Raw genomic sequence first — 18,606 nt, forward strand, 5'->3', positions numbered from 1 at the left:
CGATCCCCGGTTCGGGTGAACGGGGCGATGATCGTCTCAGTAGGGTGGAGGTATGGCAGGAGCCGACGAAGCGGCGGGCCCGGACGCCCGCAGACCGAATCACTTCGACGTGGTCCTCCGTGGCTACAACACACGCCAGGTCAACGAGCGGGTGACACGCCTCGAGTTCGACCTGCGCACCGCCACCCGGGAGCGGGACCTCGCCCGCGCCGGCAACGCGGAGCTGGCCAAGCGGCTGGGCGCGGCCGAGGAGGAGCTCACCGCGCTGCGCGAACGCGTCCGCAAGTTCGCGGACGAGCCGCTGACCGGTGAGAACGTCAACGAGCGCGTGCGCATGATGATGGAGCTGGCGGCGGAGGAGATCGCCGAGCAGCGCCGGTCGGCCGAGCGCGAGCTCGCCGAGCAGCGGGCGGCGCTCCAGCAGCGGCGGGCCCAGCTCGAGCACAAGTACAACGAGCACAACGACGTCCTGGACCGCGAGTACGACGAGCTGAAGCTGAAGCTGAGCCGCGAGCACGAGCAGCTGATGGCTCGGGCCCGCGCCGAGGCGGCGAAGGTGACACGGTTCGCCGAGGAGCGGGCGGCGCTGACGGTGCGCGAGGCGGACGAGCACGCGCGGCAGCAGACCTCGGCCGCCGACGAGCACACGGCCCGGATGCAGGCCCTGCACAACGAGTTCCGCAGCCGCCTGGTCGCCGCCCGGTCGACGGCGCAGCAGGCCGCGGCGGAGCTGGCGCGGATGGCCGAGGAGTGATCTACACCGTCGAGCTGCCGGGGCCGGGCCGGCTCGCCACGATGGCCAAGCCGCGGCTGCGGGACCTGCCGACGCTGCGCGAGGCGGGCGTGGACGTCCTGGTGTGCGCGCTCACCGCCGAGGACTTCGCCGACGCCGGCCTGGCCGACGAGCCGCGGGCAGCGGTCGCCGCCGGCCTCCAGTTCGTGCACCTCCCGATCCCGGACTGGACGGTGCCGGACCGGGACGAGATCCTGCCGACGCTGCGCGACCTCGCCGCCCGGCTCGACGCCGGCGCCAGCATCGTCACGCACTGCTGGGCCGGCATCGGCCGGTCGTCGCTGCTGGCGGCGTCGATCATGGTGTTGTCCGGCCTCGAACCGGACGATGCCTGGGCGCGCATCACCAAGGCCCGCGGACACCAGGTGCCGGACACCGAGCAGCAGCGCGAGTGGGTCAGAACTTTGAGTGCGTGAACCACTTCTCCAGCAGCTGGGCATCGCCGGCGGTGCGAATGCGCGGGTCGTCGACGCCGATCCGGCCGTAGACGAGCAGCAGCAGCGCGTCCGGGGTCTCGGCGCTGACGGTCGCGTCCGGCTCGGCGACGGCCTGGGTCAGCCCGAACGAGTCCGGGTCGAGCCGGACCGCCCAGGAGATCTCGGTGCCCCACACGCCGAACCCGATCGTCTGCCCGTCGCCGCGCAGCTCGGCGACCGCCGGCGTGAAGCCCACCGCGGACGGCAGGTTGACGAGGAACTCCGCGACGCCGTCGGCGGCGACCGCCGGGTCGAAGGCCGTCACCTCGCCGGCCGCCAGCTCGACGTCGTAGCGGTGCACCAGCAGCTCCATCTGCATCCGCCGTGCCCAGAACCGCACCTGGCCGCCCGGACCCCACGTCCACATCGCGGCGTCGGGGTCGGCGGCGCGCAGCACCTTGGCCACCTCGACGTGCCGCGACTCCACCCAGTCCGGGTAGTCGGCGGCGTCGGTCGGCAGCCCGAAGTCGACCTCGCCGAACTCCAGCCGCTGCGGCGACCGCCGGTCCACCATCGCCGCGAACCACTGCTGCAACAGGCCGAGGTGCCGCAGGACGTCGGCGATCGTCCAGTCCGGGCAGCACGGCACCGCCGCGGCGCGGTCGTGCGCGCGGGCGACCTCGACGATCCGCGCCACCTCCCGCTCGATGCCGTCGCAGTACGTCGAGTACGACAGTTCAGCCATGAGTGATCCGTCCCCCTAGCATCGTCAACACCACTGGCATGTCCCTCAGCTCGCCACCGTACGGGTCCCGCTCCGCCACCAGGAGATCCGCCACGTCGCCGACCTTCACGGCGCTGCGGCCGCCGCACGCCGCCGCCAGCGCGACCGCCAGCGGGATCCGCTGTTCCGGGTGCCACGCGGGCCGGTCGTCGTCGGTGCGGGTGACCGCGCTGGCGATGCCGTCCCACGGGTCCAGCGGCGACACCGGGGCGTCCGAGCCGATCTCCAGCGTCGCGCCGGCGGCCAGCAGCGACTGGTACGGGAATGCCCGCCCGGTGCGGCCGGCCCAGTGCCGGTCGGCGACGTCCCGGTCGTCCGGGGCGTGCGCGGGCTGCACCGAGGCGATCACCCCCAGCTCCGCGAACCGCCCGAGGTCCTCGTCCGCCACGAGCTGGGCGTGCTCGATGCGGCCCCGGCAGCCGACGGTCTCGAAGGCGTCCAGGGCGATCTTGTTGGCGTGATCGCCGATCGCGTGCACCGCCGGCACGATCCCGTGCGACCAGGCCCGGCGCATCAGCGGCACCAGCTCCCCCGGCGGCACGACGACCACACCATGGCCGTCGCCGTCGTAAGGATCGTGGCAGTAGGCGGTCCGCGTGTTCAGCGACCCGTCCACGAACAGCTTGTACGGCCCGACACTCAGCACCCCGTCGCCCTCCGGCACCGCAGAACCTGTCCGGTACCCGCGCTCGATGGTCACGTCGAGCAGGTGCTTGGCGATCACGCACGCCACCCGCACCGCCGGCATCCGCAGGCCGAGCCGCCGCTGCCAGTCCACGACCGTGTCCGCCAGCTCGTAGTCGACGATCTTCGTCACGCCGCGCGCAGCCGCCGCGTCGGCCGCCTCCAGCACCCAGGCGTCCGGGTCGCCGGCCGGGATCCGGGCCGTGACGGCCATGCACTCCGCCTCGACCAGTACGCCAGTCGGGTGATCTACGCCAAGATCTTGGAGCGCCGCCGGGCTCAGCCAGAGCGTGTGCAGGTCGCTGCTGAACATCGCGACCTTGCGCCCGGGCAGCGCCCGCTCCAACAGGTCCTTGTGCGGTGGGTCCGGCCACAGCCCGTCGACGAAGTTCGCGCCGAACACCCAGTCCTCGCCCGAGCCGGCGACCAACGAGACCGCCTCCGCGGCGGACTTGGCCGTCTGCAACGGAATCCGCCGCCGCGTGGCGGCCCACTGCTGCATGTGCACGTGGGCGTCCACGAACCCGGGCAGCAGGTAGCCGCCGTGGCCGTCGATCCACTCACCGCCCAGCGAGCCGGGTTCGGTCAGCGCCGTCACGACTCCCCCGCTGATCTGCACGTCGACCAGCCGGCCGTCCTGGTGGACGTTGCGGACGACCGTCACGCCGTGAGCCTCTCGCGCAGGAACTCCACCACCCGCTCGCGGGCGGCCAGCGCCTGGTGCCCGGGCCGGTCCCGCACCTCGGCCGTCAGCACCGAGTGCGCGCCCTTGCCGAAGCCGCCCGGGTTGCCGGGCTTGGAGTCGAGCTCGATCACCTCGAACGCGTCGCCCAGCCGCTTGCGCAGCGTGTCGAACCGCGCGCCGGGCACCGCCGGGTCCTCGGTGAACCGCAGGCCCATCACGCACAGGCCGTCCTCGGTGCGCTTCACCACCGTCTGCATCTCGTCCTCGGACAGGCCGGGGTCGGCGCGCCGGGCCGCGCCCAGCGGGAACGGCACCGACGGCTGGCTCATCACCGGCGCCAGCACGACGTCCTCGACGGCCGTGGCCAGCGCGAACCCGCCCGTGAAGCACATGCCGATCACGCCGACGCCCTTGCCGGGCGTGCGGGCGGCCAGGTCCCGGGCGACGGCCCGCAGGTACTGGGTGATCGGCCGCTGGGCGTTCACCGCGAACGCCCTGAACTCGGCCGACACGCACAGCCGGGCGATCACGCCGAGCACGTAGCCGGCGGTCATCGGCTTGCCCGGGGTGCCGAACGGGGACGGCACGACCACCGTGAAGCCCTGGTCGACGAGGTGGTCGGCGAGGCCGAGGACCTCCGGCGTGATGCCCGGCACCTCCGGCACCAGCACGACGCCGGGCCCCTCGCCCTTCTCGTAGCAGTCGTAGGTCAGGCCGGCCCCGGTGAACGGCGCCTGGCGCCAGCCGGTGAGGTCCGAGGTGGGCGCGTCGCTCATGGTGCTGCCTCCGTGCACGATCTTGTGTGGTGCCGACCGTAGCAGCGGGTCAGGACCAGCTTCCGCGCTCCACCATGTGCAGCACCAACGCGGCGATGTTCCACGAGTCGTCGTCGCCCCGGTGGTGCCGCCCCTCCAGCGGCAGGCCGACGATGTCCAGCGCGCGGGCCATGCCGACCTGCCGGCCCTCGCCCGCGAACACCGCCTTGGCGTTGGTGTGCCGGTTGCCGAACGGATAGTCCACTCCGGTCGCCCGGCACTGTCGCGTGAACTGCTTGCGGTCGTAGTCGCCCCAACTCGCCCAGCCGCGCTTGCGGCCGTCGTGCTCCGCCACGAGCGTCGCGCAGGCGTCCGCGAAGGACACTCCGCCGTCCACTTCGGACTGGGTGAGCCCGGTCAGCTCGGTGCAGAACCCGCTCACCGCCGACACCGCCGGCCGCACCAGGATCCGGTGCTTGGCAAGGCGTTCCCGCGCCACCAGGTCCACCACGGTCAACCCGATCTCGATGATCTCGCTGACCTGCCCGGGCGGCGGGCTGCCCTGCCAGCACGTCGCCTCGACATCGACGACGTTCACCAGACGTGCGGTCATGCGGCGAGATTAGCCGCCGCCTACAACTCGATTACCTCGAAGGACACCCCGAACTTGGCGCCGACCCGAGTGCCGACCTGCCGTGCGATCGACTCCAGGAACTCGCGGGGCTCGCTCATCGGGTTGTCGACCAAACCCCGCAGGTACTCGCCGTGCGCCTCCAGCGACGCGACGCCGAGGTCGAACGTGTCGGTCACGTCCACACCGTGGGTGGCCTCCGGGCTGCCGCTGACGAGGATGCGCCGGGCGTGCCATGGATCCCCCAGGTCCCGGAAGATCCAGCGGTTGGCGGCGTCCCGCACGCCGTCCAGCACGGCCTGGCCGACGGCGATGTGGTCGGCCTGGTTGGGCTGGCCCGGGGCCCAGAAGCCCCGGTAGTTCCCGGTGAGCACGACGTCCGGGCGGTGCCGGCGCACCGCGTCGGCGACGGCCCGGCGCAGCGGCAGGCCGTACTCGACGGTGCCGTCCGGGAAGCCGTAGAACTCCACCGTCTCCACGCCGACGATCGCCGCGCCGGCCCGCTCCTCGGCCTCCCGCAGCGGACCGCACTGCTCCGGGTCCACGCCGTCGATGCCGGCCTCGCCGCTGGTCGCCAGGCCGTAGACGATGCGCTTGCCCTGGGCGGTCCAGCGGGCGACCGCCGCCGCCGTCCCGTACTCCAGGTCGTCGGGATGGGCGACGAAGGCCAGCGCGGTGGCCCAGGACTCGTCCACGGGCTCCAGTGCCTCGGGTGTCGTCACGGGCGGAACGCTACCCGCTCAGGCCGTGTCCCGGCGGATCAACTCGGTCGGCAGCAACACCGACGGAGGCAGGTCCGCGTCCCCCTCGAACTGGGCCAGCAGCCGCCACGTCATGGTCCGCCCCAGTTCCTCTATCGGCTGGCGGACCGTGGTCAGCGGCGGCACGGAGGTCGCGGCCAGCCCCGAGTCGTCGAAGCCGACCACCGCCACGTCCTCCGGCACTCGGATGCCGCGGCCGCGCAGCACGTGCAGCGCGCCGATGGCCATCAGGTCCGACGCCACGAACACCGCGTCCAGCGCCGGGAAGGCGGTCAGCAGCTGCTCCATCGCCGCCATCCCGCCCTCCAGGCTGAAGTCCGCGTGCGCGATGGCGTCGGTGGGCCGGCCGGCCATCGACAGCGTGCGCCGCCAGCCGCTGAGCCGGTCGATGCCCACGGCCATGTCCCGCGGCCCGGCGATGGTGCCGATCAGCCGGCGGCCCTGGTCGATCAGGTACTGCGCGGCCTGCCCGGCGCCGTTGAAGTTGTCGGAGTCCACGTACGGCACCTCGACCTTGGCCAGCGGCCGCCCGCACAGCACCACCGGCAGCCCCGAGGCGACCAGCTGCGCCGGCAGCGGGTCCTCGCCGTGCAGGCTGACCACCAGTGCCCCGTCCACGTGCCCGGACGTCAGGTAGGTGGCCATCGAGCCGTGGTCCTGCTCGTCCTGGGCCATCAGCAGCACCAGCTGGAGCCCGCTGCCGGCCAGGCCGGCGTGCACGCCGCGCAGCACCCGGGCGAAGAACGGGTCTCCGAGCACGCGGTCGCCGTGCTCGGAGACCACCAGCGCGATCGAGTTGGTCCGCTTCATCGCCAGCGACCGGGCCAGCATGTTCGGGCTGTAGCCGAGGCTGGTCACGGCCTGCGCGACCGCCTCCCGGGCCTTCGCGCTGACGTAGGTGCGGCCGTTGATCACCCGCGAGGCGGTGGACCGGGACACCCCGGCCACCCTGGCCACCTCGTCGAGCGTCGGAATCTCCCGGCCGTCTTCGACCACGCTGAACCCCTACTCCGGCAGGGCGTTGGCCCCCGCCACCCTCGCGTACCACCTGCCGCTCAGCTTAGGAGTGCGGGCGAAGGTGCCGAAGTCGACATGCGCGATGCCGAACCGTTTCGCGTAACCTTCTGCCCACTCGAAGTTGTCCAGCAGCGACCACGCGAAGTAGCCGCGCACGTCCACACCTGCGGTGATGGCCGCCTCGACGCAGTGCAGGTGCTGTTCGAAATACCGCTGCCGGTCCCGGTCCTCGACGAATCCCGCCGCGTCGGGGGCGTCGTCGTAGGCCGCCCCGTTCTCAGTGATGTGAATCGGCAGGCGGGGGTATTCGGTGTGCAGGCGGTTCAGTGTGCGGAACAATCCGTCCGGCAATTCCTCCCAGCCCATCGCGGTCGTCGGCAGGCCGCTGGGCACGTTGTGCAGGTGCTCGGCGCCGATCCATTCCGGCGTGCGGCCGCCGGCGTGCCCGGTGACGCGGTGACGGGTGTAGTAGTTGACGCCCAGCCAGTCCAGCGGGGCCCCGATGAGGGCCAGGTCGCCGTCCCTGATGTGGTCGGCGAAGCCCAGCGGGGCGAGGTCGCCGAGCACGTCGGACGGGTACTTGCCGAGCAGCACCGGGTCCAGGAAGAGGCGGTTCTGGAGGCCGTCCACCCGCCATGCGGCGTCGATGTCGACGGGGTCGTCCGGGTTGACCGGGTCGACCGCGTACAGGTTGAGCGAGATGCCGACCCTCTTGTCGATCACCTTGCGGGCGAGGCCGTGGGCCAGCAGCAGGTGGTGCACGGCGGCCGCCGCGGCGCGCGGTTCGCGCCGCCCGGGAGCGTGCACGCCGGCCGCGTAACCCAGCAGGGACGCACAGTACGGCTCGTTCAGGGTCGTCCAGTCGTCCACCCGGTCGCCCAGCGCCTCGTGCACGACCTGGGCGTAGTCGGCGAAGTGCAGCGCGGTGTCCCGCTGCGCCCACCCGCCCTGGTGCTCCAGCCGCTGCGGCAGATCCCAGTGGTAGAGCGTCAGGAACGGGCGGATGCCCCGGTCGAGCAGGCCGTCCACCAGCCGCTCGTAGAAGTCGAGGCCCTTGCGGTTGACCCCGCCGTCGTCGTCGACGACCCGCGGCCAGGACACCGAGAACCGGTAGGCGTTGAGGTTGAGCTCGCTCATCAGCGCGAGGTCGACGTCGAGCAGGTGGTAGTGGTTCGTCGCCACGGTCCCGTTGTCGCCGTTGACAACCCGTCCCGGCATGCGGCAGAACACGTCCCAGATCGACTCGCACCGGCCGTCCTCGACGGCCGCGCCCTCCACCTGGTACGCGGCCGTTGCCGCTCCCCACAGGAATCCCTCCGGGAACACAGTCACCCCTTCACGGCGCCCTGCATGATGCCGGCGACGAGCTGACGGCCGACCACGACGAACAGCAGGAAGATCGGGATCGTGGCCAGCGTGGTGCCGGCGAGCACCAGCGCGTAGTTGACGTAGTAGCCGGCCTGGAGCTGCTCCAGGGCCAGCTGAATGGTCGGGTTGTTCTGGTCCAGCGCGATCAGCGGCCACAGGAAGTCGTTCCAGGACTGCATGAACGTGAACAGGCCGAGCATGGCCGCGGCCGGCCGGGCCGCCGGCACGGCGACGTGCCAGAAGACGCGGATCATCGAGCAGCCGTCGGCGCGGGCCGCCTCGATCAGCTCCGACGGCACCGCGTCCACGAGGTACTGGCGCATCCAGAACACGCCGAACGCGCTGACCAGGTTGGGCACGATCACCGCTTGCAGGTGGCCGGCCCAGCCGAACTCGGACATGGCCATGTAGAGCGGGATGATGCCGAGCTGGGTCGGCACCGCCATGGTGACGACCACGAGTACGAAAAGAACATTGCTGCCGCGGAAGTTCAGCTTGGCGAAGGCGAAACCGGCCAGCGTGGAGAACACCACCACGGACAGGGCCACCGAACCGGACACTATCAGGCTGTTCAGCATGGCGTGCCAGAACGGCACGGTGTCCAGCACCTGCTGGGCGTTGGCCAGGAAGTTGCCGCCCGGCCACAGCGGCGGCACCTTGTCGGTGAGGATGTCGTTGCCGTGGCTGGGCACCAGGAACGACCAGTACAGCGGGAAGACCGAGCCCAGCACGAAGGCGCCGAGCAGGCCGTAGACGAGGAAACCGGGGCGGCGGGTCATCGGCTCAGCCTCCGGGTGAGGAAGTAGTTGCCGACGGCGGCGACCACGATCACCAGGAACAGCGCCCAGGCGATGGCGCTGGCGTAGCCGAGCCGCAGGTTCTCGAACGCCGACTGGTACAGGTACAGCGTGACGGTCTGGAACTGGTTGGTGGAGCCGCCGGTGTTCGAGCCGGGCTGGGCGCTGAACAGCTTGGGCTCGGTGAAGATCTGGAGCCCGCCGATGGTGGACGTGATCACCACGAAGGTGATGGTGGGCCGCAGCATCGGCAGGGTGATGTTGGTGAACCGCCGCCACGGGCCGGCGCCGTCGATCATCGCCGCCTCGTGCAGCTCCGGCGGTATCGCCTGCATCGCGGCCAGCACGATCAGCGCGTTGTAGCCGGTCCAGCGCCAGTTGACCATGGTGGCGATGGCGATGTGGCTGGCCAGCCGGTTGCCCTGCCAGTCGATCGGGCCGATCCCGATCAGGTCCATCACCGAGTTGACCAGGCCGTAGTTGACGCCGAACAGGTTGCCGAAGATGATGCCGACCGCGACCAGGCTCGCCACGTACGGGACGAGGACACCCATCCGGAAGCCCGTGCGCAGCCGCAGGTTCGTGTTCAGCAGCGCGGCCACGCCGATCGCGACGATCACCTGCGGCACGCTGGAGAGCAGGAAGATGCTGACGGTGTTGGCCAGCGCGTTCCAGAACTGCGCATCCGTCAGCAGTTCGGTGTAGTTGCCGGCGCCCAGGAACTTCGCCGTGTCGTCGCCCAGCTGCCAGTCGAACAGCGACACGTATCCCGTGTACAGCAACGGGAACAGCCCGACCACCGCGAACACCACGAAGAACGGCGCGACGTAGACGTAGGGCGAGACCTTCAGATCCAGCTTGGCCCAGCGATCCCGCCGCGCGACGGCCGGAGTGGCGGACTCCGGTCGTCGCGCGGGCAGTTGGGTCAGCGTCACTTCGCGGCCTTCTCGGCGCCGGCTACGGCCTGCTGCCAGCCGTCGGCGGTGGACTTGCCCTGCTCCACGGCCTGGAGGGCCGGCGCGAACACGTTGTCCTGGATCTGGCCGTCCTGCGGACCCTTGTACTGCGCCTTGGCCACCTTCTTGGCCTGCTCCGCGTACAGGGCGCCGGTCTTCACGCCGCCGAAGTAGGCGTTGGTGGTGTTGAGCAGCTCGGGCGCCTGCAACGCCTGCACCTGGCTCGGGAACGGACCCTTGGCCACGAACGCCTTGATCTGCTGCGCCGGCGCGGTCAGCCAGGCGGCCAGCGCCGCGGCCTCCTTGGGATGCTTGCTCTGCAACGGAACCGTGAGGTACGAGCCGCCCCAGTTGCCGCCGCCGTTGGGGAACGCGTCGGTGACCGCCCACTTGCCCTTGTTGTCCGGGCCGGAGTTCTGCTCGACCACGCCCAGCATCCAGGCCGGGCAGACGGTGGTGGCGAAGGCGCCGGTCTTGAAGCCGGCCTGCCACTCGTTGCTGAAGGACACCAGCTTCGCGGACTCCTTGTCGGCGATCGCCTGCGTGACCGTGTCCCAGTCCGACTTGATGTCGGGATTCGAGCTCACCACGAGGGTGTTGTTGGTGTCGTAGTAGCCGACGTCGTGCTGGTTGTGCATGGCGTTGAAGATCTGCGTGGAGGTGTCGAACCACGCCTTGCCGGTCTTCTGGGCGTAGGTCTTGCCGGCCGCGAAGTAGCTCTGCCAGCTGGCGAACAGCGCCTTCACGCCGTCGGCGTCGGCCGGCAGGCCGGCCTGCTGCAACAGGTCCGTGCGGTAGCACATGGCGAGCGGGCCGATGTCGGTGCCGTAGCCGATCAGCTTGCCGTCCTTGGACTTGCCGGCGTCGTACTTCCACGGCAGCCAGCGGTCCGGGCCGGCGTCGGCCGGGCCGATCTTGCTCAGGTCGTTGAACTTGTCCGCCTTGGTGAGGACCTGGGCCAGGTAGCCCTCCTCCACCGCCTCCACGTCGTCCAGGCCCGAGCCCGCGGCCAGCTTGGTGAACAGCTCCTGGTGGTGCGGCGCGGCCTGGCCGACCTTGTGCGCCGTGATCACGATGTCCGGGTGCTCGGCCTGGTACTGCTTGAGCAGGTCCTCGTAGCCGAACTCGCCGAACGTGGCGATGGATAAGTGGATCTTGCTGTCCGCCGCGTCGCCGGCGCCGCACGCGGCGGCGGTTGCCGCCACCAGGGCCGTCGCGATGGCGGTCGCGAGAAGTCTTTGACGCATGTGCTCCGCTCCATTCTGGAAGCGCTTCCAGACGCTGCGGGCGAGTTTGTAGCCTCTGTGTCGCCCGTGTCAACGGTCGGAGGCCATCCCGTAACCAGATTTCTGGAAGCGCTCCCAGTCGGTGTCGACAAGGAGCGGCGCCGGCAGGAAGCCCCGCCGGCGCCGCTCTGTCAGCGGTCGATCACCCGATGTGCAGGATGTTCGCCTTCGTCGCCGCCGCGCGCTGCGCGCCGACGGAGCCGGCGTCCGTGCCCGCCTTCACGTCGAACCTGGCCAGGTTCCAGCCCTGGATGCTCACCACCGGCGTCGCGCCGTGCAGATCGGCCGTGTTGTAGGTGACGGTGAGCGTCTGCGACTCCCCCGGCCACAGGCTGACGTCGTTGTCGCTCCACAGGCCGGCCGTCACCTGGTTGTCGCCCTGCTGCTCGGTGCCGTCCGCGTTGCCGCGGCGGATGTCCGCCCGCAGGAAAAAGCCGACGACCGGCTTCTGGGAGGTGTTCGTGATCGTCACCTTCGTGACCTGCTTGCCGCCGTCCTGCTGCTCCGAGGCCGCCACCGCGGACACCTTGGCCGGGTCGAGGTTCTGGAGGTCCTGGAGGTTCGCGTACTGCGCCATGGTCGCCCGCGGGGTCTTGAAGCCGGCCGACCAGTCCACGACGTCCTGCTGGGTGGACAGCCAGTACACGTTCCGGTCCACGACCTGATCGCCCTTGCGCAGCAACAGCTCCACGAAGTAGGTGCTGGCCCCGTCCGGCGGCGTGGTGACCGCGGGCGTGTTCGGCTTGAGGACGTCGTTGCGCACCTGCTGGCTGTCCAGGCCGGCCGGCTGCGAGCGCTGGTCGTCCAGCACCTTGCCGTCGAAGTCGTACACCTTGGACTCGACGGTCAGGCCGTCCTGCCTGTCGGCGCCCATGTTGTCGATGGTCACGCCGCCGTCGTCGTAGGCGTACAACACGTGCAGCGGCTCGTTCGCCTTCTTGGCGCCGAAGAAGCTGCCCGCCTGGTCGCCGTCGTTGTTGTAGAGATTCCAGAGCAGGCTCGGCCAGCCCTTGTTGCCCTGCCAGTAGATCGTGCCGGTCGCCGGCGTCGGCTGGTTGGTCGAGTGGTCGATGAACGCCTCGAACTGCGAGCGCGTGTTCTCGTAGTTCTGCACCTGCGCCCGCTGCACGTACTGGTCCAGGCCCGACCACTGGCCGTACCGGCTCTGCAGAGCCTGGTCGAAGCTGAACAGCGTGCCGAAGTGGTAGCCGTTGGGACCCTCGACCGAGGGGTTGGCGTGGTACTGGTTGTAGTTCGGGTCCTGCCACAGCGCGGCCTGCTCGTCGGCGCTCAGGAAGCGGTTGAGCGAGTCCTGCGTCGGCACCGTGTCACCCGCGCTCTGCTCGCTGTCGAAGCCCCAGGAGGCGCACAGGTTGGTGCGGCCGGGGTCCGCCGGGTCGTAGTGGCTGGTGTCGTACCAGCAACTCGGGGGCACATAGTCGTACGGGCCTTCCCGCTCGCCGGACGGCCCCAGTTTGTCGGTGCCCTGGTACTCGGCGGAGGCCACCAGCGGCACGGTGAAGTCCGCGTCCTGGAACGCCTGCAACGACACCGCTTCCTGGCGCGGCGTGGGGACGTTGTCGCTCCAGCTGAACGTGATCACGCTCGGGTGGTCGCGCAGGCGCTCGCCGACCGTCTGGGCCGACAGCTGGAGGACGCGGAAGTCGGCGTCGGTGACCCTGCTCTCGTCCGGCGGCAGCTGCCAGCGGTCGCAGCACGAGAAGCCGGCGTTGACCAGAATGCCCGCGCGGTCCATCTGCTCGTAGAAGTCGTCCGGCAGGAAGTGGCCCTCCACGCGGACCAGGTTGATGCCCATGTTCTTCAGCAACTGGATCTGGTGGGCGATGTCCGCCGAGTCGTAGTGCAGCAGCAGGTCCTCGTCGAAGCCGACGCCGCGGACCACCAGCCGCTGGCCGTTGACCGAGTAGCTGCGGACGCCGTCCGGAGCCATGTCCGACTTTCCGACCAGGTCCGTCGTGACCGTGCGGATGCCGAACTGCTCACGCGTGCCGCTGCCCGCAACCTCGGTTGTCAGCGTGTACAGCGGCTGTGCGCCCAGGTAGTACGGCCACCACACCTTCGGCCGCTCGATGGTGATGGTGCGGAAGGTGACCGTCTGGGTGCTGTGCGGCTGCACCGTCACCGTCTGGGCCACCGTCCACTGCCGACCGCCCGGCGCGGTCACCGTCGCCTTCGCCAGCGTCGTCTGCGGCTTGTCGGTGTTGTTGGTGACGTCCGTCTTGGGCGTCAGCGTGGTGCTGCTCAGGTCCTTCGCGTTGTCCTGGAGGACGTGTGCGTTGCCGTTCGTCAGGGTGCCCGAGACCCGGAGCTGGACCGGGTAGTGGATGCCCGTTTCGTTGTCCGGCGGGATCTGGCTCCAGTCGATGCGCGACACCGTGAACATGGACCCCGGGTCGTTCGGGTACATCTCCAGCGCCACCGTGTTGCGGCCGCTCGTGAGGATCTTCGAGACGTCGAAGGTGAACTTCGTGTAGGCGCCCGTCACCGTGTCACTGGTCGCCAGCCGGTGGCCGTTGACCCAGACGTCCGCCTTGCCGATGACGCCGTTCACGACCAGCTGCGCCGTCTCCCCGTTCACGAGGTCCGGCGCGAAGTCGGTGCGGAACCACCAGGGAGCCGCGAACGGCCCGTCCGTGATCGGGCTGGCGCCGGTCGGCAGCGAACCGAAGCACTTGCGCATGTTGTCCGAGAAGTAGATGTCAGGGCACTTCCCGTTCTGAACCAGCGCCCCCATCTCCGTACCCGGTGCTCCCGCGTCGTCCGGCCGTACCTGCAGCCACCCGCTCGTGTCGAACCCCGGCTTCGAGACCTCCTCGCCCGGCTGCGTCGCGTCCGCGCTGCTCTGCACCTGCCACCCCTGCAGGCCCAGCGTCGTAAGCGCCGCCTTCGCCACCGCCGGCGTCGGCATCGGCCCTCCCGACGCCGTCACACCCAGCGCCACCACGCACGCCAGCACCGCGCCCAGCGTTCGTTTCATCAACCGTCGCTCCCCCACCACCGCACCAGTTCAGTCGGTCTCCTTATACACAACCCCACCCTCCTCCCCTCCAGGCCCCACCTCCACCCCGTCCCGCCCCATCTCCCCAGCTCAGCGCCCCCCAACCCCCCGATTTCGATCTTGCCGCCGAATGCGCTAAGCTGTCCCAGCACTCAACGAACACCGAGTGCCAGACCGGGACGTGGCGCAGTTTGGTAGCGCACTTGACTGGGGGTCAAGGGGTCGCAGGTTCAAATCCTGTCGTCCCGACGGTCGAGAGGGTCTTCGCAGCTCAGACGCTGTGAAGACCCTCTTTTTGTGATCTTGTTCCGCTCGTCGAGCTCAAGCACGCCGCTCCTGGACACCTTGACTGACGAGGTTCACATGCCACTCCTGGACCTGGACAAGATCACCAACGACCTTCCCACACTGTGGGACAGCTACCTCCGCAGCTGGGATCGGACCCTCCGTTCGGCCAACCGCCCGGAGACCACCCGCTACAACTACCTGCTCGCCGCCCGACAGCTCGCGCTCTACCTCGCGGAGTACTCCCCCGACCCCGAGGCGAATGACGCGGCCGACGACCCGACCGACGTCACGCGCGCCCACATCGAGCATTTCCAGGCCTGGATGATCGAGACCCGCTCAGCCGCCTGTGGGTGCCCGAAACTCGGCCACCTCACGCGACCTGCCGGTATTCGTGGATGGCTCCGCCGAGGCGGTCACGTCTGATGATCTTGCTGTCGATGGTTTCGGGCTGGGGGAGTGGTCGAAGCGGGGCGGCGTGGGCGAGGGCTCGGTGCGGTCGGTGGGTATTGAAGTGGGTCTCGTACTCGGCGAGGACCTGGCGGAGGTGCCAGACATTGACGACGAGGATGCGGTCAAGGATCTCGCGGCGGCAGCTACCCACCCGGCGTTCCATGATCGCGTTCGCGCGAGGCGCTCGGATCGGCGTCTTGATGATCTGAATGCCCTCGCTGAGGAACACTGCATCGAACATCGCCGTGAACTTCGAGTCCCGGTCGCGGATCAGGAACTTGAACTGCGACACACCGTCGCCGAGGTCCATGAGGAGGTTCCGTGCTTGTTGGGCGATCCAGTCCGCGGTGGGATGTTCGGTCACGCCGAGGACGTGGACCCGGCGGGTCGCGTGCTCGACGACCGCGAAGCAGTACAGTCGTGTGAGCATGACGGTGTCGCAATGGAAAAAGTCGCAGGCCAGAATGCCGTGTGCTTGGGCGCGCAGGAATTCGGCCCAGGTTGGGCCCGAGCGTCGGGGACACGGGTCTATTCCGGCTCGTTTGAGGATTGCCCAGACGGTGGAGGCGCCGACTTTGTTACCGAGGCCGGCGAGTTCTCCGGTGATGCGCCGGTACCCCCAGCCAGGATTGTCTTGGGCCATGCGCAGGATCAGCTCGCGAGTTGACGGCCGCGTGGCTGGTCGTCCTGGTCGTCGGCGCTGGTAAGTCCAGCGTTGCTTGACCAGGTCGGCGTGCCAGCGTAGGAGCGTGCCTGGGGTGACGAACAAGTGCCGACGGCGCGCGGTGGACAGCAATCGGGCCAGTGCGCTGATGACGGCGCGATCCGCCCAGGACGGCCGGGGCCGCGCGACGTGCCGCCGTAAGACGGCCAGTTGATGGCGCAGTACCAGGATCTCCGCGTCCTTGGCGGTGTCCGAGCGGACCAATAGGGCTGTCCAGGACAGGAGTCGATAGAAGATCAGGTACACGAGTCGCAACGCCACGACCGTCGATCATGCCGAACGCGATCCACCTGCCATCGCCCAGGTCAACGCCCATGGCCGAGTATCAGGCACCCACACGGTGATCTGATGGCACAGGGCAAGGATCTCGATGTCTTTGGCCCTGTCACCGATCGGCAGCAGCCGTAGCGCTGGACCCGCTCAGCGGCGGCGGAGGATTGCGGGCGGCGCGGATGAGGTTTCCGGCAGGCGCAGAGTCGCCTGAGCTGGCTGGCGAAACTCCTGGACATCGCCTACGCATCGACTTTTGGCACAGTACAGGTCTGCTTGTCTTCCCAGGTCCACCAGTTGATCGTGCCAGTCGCCGACCCGGAGCCGGAGCTGCCGCAGGCCGACGACGGACACGGTCGCCGTGGTGGCCGTGAGCAGCTCATTCGTCATCAGCTATTCCTCGTGTCGGTGGGACTGCCCGGATAGGTGGGGCTGCCCGGGCCTAGCACCTTCGCGAACGCGGACAACGCGATCGCCAGGTCCTCGGCGCCGCCTGCCTCATGCCCGTTGTGCTCCCACAACCGGATCTGCTTGGGTCCCCTGTACTCGTGGTACGCGCCGAACACCGCGTGTGCCGGAACCACGTCGTCGAGCTGGCCGGCCGAGAACCACGCCGGGGCCTGCGCCCGGCGGGCGAAGGCGATGCCGTCGAAGTAGGCCAGCGTCTGCCACACCCGGTCGGCGCTGTCCCGCCGCGCCGCCAGGTACTTGGTGATCTCCTCGTACGCAAAAGCGCGCACGGTGCGCGTGGCCTGCTGGATGTCGGCCAGGAACGGGGCCTGGAAGTGCGCCGCCGCCAGGTCGGGCACCAGCCCGGCGGCGGCCAGCGCGATGCCCGCGCCCTGGCTGTTGCCGATCACTGCGACCCGCTCAGGGTCAACGAAGTCCAGGCTGCGCACGGTGTCCACGGCCCGCACCGCGTCGGTGTAGACCCGGCGGTAGAAGTAGTCGTCCCGGTTCTCGATGCCCTTGGTGAGGAAGCCCGGGTAGGCCGGCCTGCTGCCGACCGGGACGGGCGTGTGGCCACTGGTCCAGTCGCCGCCTTGGCCCCGCACGTCCATGTACAGGTGGGCGTAGCCGGCCGAGGACCACAACAAGTCCTCCATGGCCGCGCCACGACCGCCGGAGTAACCGTGGAACTGCACCACCGCCGGCAGCTTTCCCTTACAGTGCTGGGGTAGCCGGAGCAAGGCGCGAATCGGGTGACCGCCGAAACCAGGGAACGTCACGTCGAACACCTCGACGGTGACCAGGTACGTCTCGACCGGTTCGATCTTCAGGACCAGTTCGTGCCGCCGAGCTTCGGCGATGGTGGACGTCCAGAAGTCGTCGAAGTCCTCCGGTTCCTGGTAGGAGCTGCAGTATTCCCAGATGTTTAGCACACCAGCCACCTCTCCTCGCCGATCGCGAGGAAGATCTCCTCGCGTCTGCCGGTGTAGACAACTGTGACCGTACGAAGTGGATCGCCACTCAGCCGGCGAATACCTAGGGACGCCAGAGCTCCGCTGCATGTGAGGCAGGCCCATAGGCCGCCACGCAGGCGGACGCCGGTCAGCGCTCCGCTGGGCCAACTGCCGGGCAGCGCCGGCAGCACACGGATCACACCGTTGTGGCTCTGCACCAGAATCTCCGTGATGCTGGCCAAGAAGCCATAGTTGCCGTCGATCTGGAACGGCGGGTGCGAGCTGAACAGGTTCGGCAGCCGACCGCCCCACTGCCAGTCGTCGCCCGGGGCGTCGACGTCCCAGTCGTGACCCAGCGGCCGGTTCGCCTCCAGAAGCGAGACCGCACGGTCTCGCCGTCGCCGAGCCGGGCCCGCAGCGCGATCTTCCACGCCCACGACCAGCCCATCGCCCCGTGGCCCCGGCGGTCCATCAGCTTCGCGGCGGCCTCGAGTAGCTCCGGCGTCGCCTCGGCATCGATCTGCCCCAACGGATATACCGTCACCAGCTGGGACAGGCGCCGGTGCTTGGGGTCGTGCTTGGGCAGGTCGGCGCTCCACTCCTGGAGCCAGCCGTCGTCGATGCCGGCCAGTTGTGGCGCGTCCAGGCACCGAATGAAGACGGCCCGGATAATCGCGACGTCCATTGTGTACGGAAGGTCAGCGACTCCGGCCGGCCGTCGACCAGGATTAGGTTCTCCGGCGAGGTGGACGGCACGGTGTCCAGCCAGCCGTCGCCCTCCGCCAGCGCCGCTCGGCTTGCCGATCTTCACCTTCACTCCCCGCCAACCCTCGTCCCTGGCCCCGAGCGCGCCGGCGACGAGTTGGTCGGTGTCCAGGTGCAGCCAGCCGGTCTCGGCGTCATACAAGGGAAACCTGGACCGGAAGCCGCCGGCCACCCGCCACAGCGGCTCGCCCGCGCGCAGGCAGCGCAGGTCCCACAGCGCGGTGTCGACCGCCGCCAGCGCCAGCGAGGTGATCGCGCCGACCGTGGTCGCCCTGGTCGAGGCGAACAGGTCGTGCCAGACGGCCTCGATGCCGGTGGCGTCCGCGCCGACGAGGCTGAGTAGCAAATGGTCGCGGAGCAGGGCCAGCACAGCCGTGCCGCCGGTGCCGATCGTATAGGTGTAGCCCACCCCCACCGCGCCGTCGTCCGTGGTCAGCTCGACGAAGACCGTCTCCTGGGACAGGAACGCCTGGACCGCGTCCGTGCGCACCTGCTCGACCTCGATGTCCACCAGGAACGCCTCGGCCTTGCGGACTGTTGCCACGCCTCGCCCTCCATGGGGTTCGGTCTTCATAGATCCTATATGATCGATTGTACGTGATTGTTAACGCGGCATGACCGGGTGTCAACGGGTCGTGTTCAGCCGTTATCGGCCCGTCTGGCGGGCCCAAGATCCGTCCGCGCGTACACGCGCTATGCCACCAGCAGCCGCCTTCCACGACCAAGTTGACGAGGGAGTCGTCGAAAAGGGCAG

General features: G+C 69.5%; 19 protein-coding genes and 1 tRNA gene. 4 read left to right on the forward strand and 16 right to left on the reverse strand.

Annotated features, from left to right (window positions below; genetic code table 11):
* Nucleotides 1-52: 52 nt before the first annotated feature.
* Entirely contained in the window at nt 53-754 is a 702-nt protein-coding gene (locus BCF44_RS39630; protein WP_116179636.1) for a coiled-coil domain-containing protein, read from the forward strand.
* A complete protein-coding gene (locus tag BCF44_RS39635; protein ID WP_211353424.1) occupies nt 751-1,209 on the forward strand; it encodes a protein-tyrosine phosphatase family protein in 459 nt (152 codons plus the stop codon). Before BCF44_RS39630 ends, BCF44_RS39635 begins: the two co-directional genes overlap by 4 nt.
* On the opposite strand, the gene BCF44_RS39640 is transcribed toward BCF44_RS39635, so the two are convergent.
* The 11 genes from BCF44_RS39640 to BCF44_RS39690 form a co-directional block, all read right to left on the reverse strand.
* Nucleotides 1,190-1,954, reverse strand: a complete 765-nt coding sequence (locus BCF44_RS39640; RefSeq protein WP_116179637.1) for a maleylpyruvate isomerase family mycothiol-dependent enzyme — start codon at nt 1,952-1,954, stop codon at nt 1,190-1,192. The genes BCF44_RS39635 and BCF44_RS39640 overlap by 20 nt on opposite strands.
* The gene (locus tag BCF44_RS39645) at nt 1,947-3,341 is read right to left on the reverse strand and encodes an amidohydrolase (protein ID WP_116179638.1); all 1,395 of its coding nucleotides are present in this window, start codon (nt 3,339-3,341) and stop codon (nt 1,947-1,949) included. The genes BCF44_RS39640 and BCF44_RS39645 overlap by 8 nt, the downstream gene beginning before the upstream one ends.
* On the reverse strand, nt 3,338-4,138 hold the full coding sequence (locus tag BCF44_RS39650; RefSeq protein ID WP_116179639.1) for a dienelactone hydrolase family protein: 801 nt from the start codon (nt 4,136-4,138) through the stop codon (nt 3,338-3,340). The genes BCF44_RS39645 and BCF44_RS39650 overlap by 4 nt, the downstream gene beginning before the upstream one ends.
* A 49-nt stretch (nt 4,139-4,187) precedes the next feature.
* Nucleotides 4,188-4,730: a 3'-5' exonuclease gene (locus BCF44_RS39655; protein WP_116179640.1), complete on the reverse strand. Its 543-nt coding sequence runs from the start codon at nt 4,728-4,730 to the stop codon at nt 4,188-4,190.
* Nucleotides 4,731-4,750: 20 nt separating this feature from the next.
* Nucleotides 4,751-5,470 (reverse strand): PIG-L deacetylase family protein, encoded by a 720-nt coding sequence (locus BCF44_RS39660; protein WP_116179641.1) that lies wholly within the window; start codon nt 5,468-5,470, stop codon nt 4,751-4,753.
* A gap of 18 nt (nt 5,471-5,488) precedes the next feature.
* Nucleotides 5,489-6,505, reverse strand: coding sequence for a LacI family DNA-binding transcriptional regulator (locus BCF44_RS39665; RefSeq protein ID WP_116179642.1), 1,017 nt, complete (start codon nt 6,503-6,505; stop codon nt 5,489-5,491).
* A gap of 9 nt (nt 6,506-6,514) precedes the next feature.
* Nucleotides 6,515-7,852: a GH1 family beta-glucosidase gene (locus BCF44_RS39670; RefSeq protein ID WP_211353438.1), complete on the reverse strand. Its 1,338-nt coding sequence runs from the start codon at nt 7,850-7,852 to the stop codon at nt 6,515-6,517.
* A 2-nt stretch (nt 7,853-7,854) separates the two neighbouring features.
* On the reverse strand, nt 7,855-8,673 hold the full coding sequence (locus BCF44_RS39675; protein WP_116179644.1) for a carbohydrate ABC transporter permease: 819 nt from the start codon (nt 8,671-8,673) through the stop codon (nt 7,855-7,857).
* Nucleotides 8,670-9,626 (reverse strand): carbohydrate ABC transporter permease, encoded by a 957-nt coding sequence (locus tag BCF44_RS39680; RefSeq protein WP_116179645.1) that lies wholly within the window; start codon nt 9,624-9,626, stop codon nt 8,670-8,672. Before BCF44_RS39680 ends, BCF44_RS39675 begins: the two co-directional genes overlap by 4 nt.
* Nucleotides 9,623-10,894 carry an ABC transporter substrate-binding protein gene (locus tag BCF44_RS39685; protein WP_116179646.1) on the reverse strand — a complete coding sequence of 424 codons (1,272 nt, stop codon included), beginning with the start codon at nt 10,892-10,894 and terminating at the stop codon, nt 9,623-9,625. Before BCF44_RS39685 ends, BCF44_RS39680 begins: the two co-directional genes overlap by 4 nt.
* Before the next feature lie 181 nt (nt 10,895-11,075).
* Nucleotides 11,076-13,931, reverse strand: coding sequence for a glycoside hydrolase family 2 protein (locus BCF44_RS39690; RefSeq protein ID WP_116179647.1), 2,856 nt, complete (start codon nt 13,929-13,931; stop codon nt 11,076-11,078).
* A 196-nt stretch (nt 13,932-14,127) separates the two neighbouring features.
* Here BCF44_RS39690 and BCF44_RS39695 point away from each other — a divergent pair.
* Together BCF44_RS39695 and BCF44_RS39700 are read left to right on the forward strand one after the other, a co-directional pair.
* Nucleotides 14,128-14,201 (forward strand) — tRNA-Pro (locus BCF44_RS39695).
* A 114-nt stretch (nt 14,202-14,315) separates the two neighbouring features.
* Complete coding sequence (locus tag BCF44_RS39700) at nt 14,316-14,663, forward strand: phage integrase N-terminal SAM-like domain-containing protein (protein ID WP_116179648.1); 348 nt, start codon at nt 14,316-14,318, stop codon at nt 14,661-14,663.
* On the opposite strand, the gene BCF44_RS39705 is transcribed toward BCF44_RS39700, so the two are convergent.
* The 5 genes from BCF44_RS39705 to BCF44_RS56960 all read right to left on the reverse strand — a co-directional run bounded on the left by BCF44_RS39705 (nt 14,611) and on the right by BCF44_RS56960 (nt 18,396).
* Entirely contained in the window at nt 14,611-15,675 is a 1,065-nt protein-coding gene (locus tag BCF44_RS39705) for an integrase core domain-containing protein (RefSeq protein WP_116179649.1), read from the reverse strand. The genes BCF44_RS39700 and BCF44_RS39705 overlap by 53 nt on opposite strands.
* A 159-nt stretch (nt 15,676-15,834) precedes the next feature.
* Nucleotides 15,835-16,074, reverse strand: coding sequence for a hypothetical protein (locus BCF44_RS39710; RefSeq protein WP_116179650.1), 240 nt, complete (start codon nt 16,072-16,074; stop codon nt 15,835-15,837).
* Nucleotides 16,074-17,075 (reverse strand): acetylxylan esterase, encoded by a 1,002-nt coding sequence (locus BCF44_RS39715; RefSeq protein WP_211353425.1) that lies wholly within the window; start codon nt 17,073-17,075, stop codon nt 16,074-16,076. Before BCF44_RS39715 ends, BCF44_RS39710 begins: the two co-directional genes overlap by 1 nt.
* Complete coding sequence (locus BCF44_RS59340; RefSeq protein WP_394468235.1) at nt 17,060-17,386, reverse strand: glycoside hydrolase family 95-like protein; 327 nt, start codon at nt 17,384-17,386, stop codon at nt 17,060-17,062. The genes BCF44_RS39715 and BCF44_RS59340 overlap by 16 nt, the downstream gene beginning before the upstream one ends.
* A complete protein-coding gene (locus tag BCF44_RS56960) occupies nt 17,284-18,396 on the reverse strand; it encodes a glycosyl hydrolase family 95 catalytic domain-containing protein (RefSeq protein WP_211353426.1) in 1,113 nt (370 codons plus the stop codon). Before BCF44_RS56960 ends, BCF44_RS59340 begins: the two co-directional genes overlap by 103 nt.
* Nucleotides 18,397-18,606: the final 210 nt, after the last annotated feature.

The sequence above is a fragment of the Kutzneria buriramensis genome (assembly GCF_003387475.1).
GTDB classification, from domain to species: domain Bacteria; phylum Actinomycetota; class Actinomycetes; order Mycobacteriales; family Pseudonocardiaceae; genus Kutzneria; species Kutzneria buriramensis.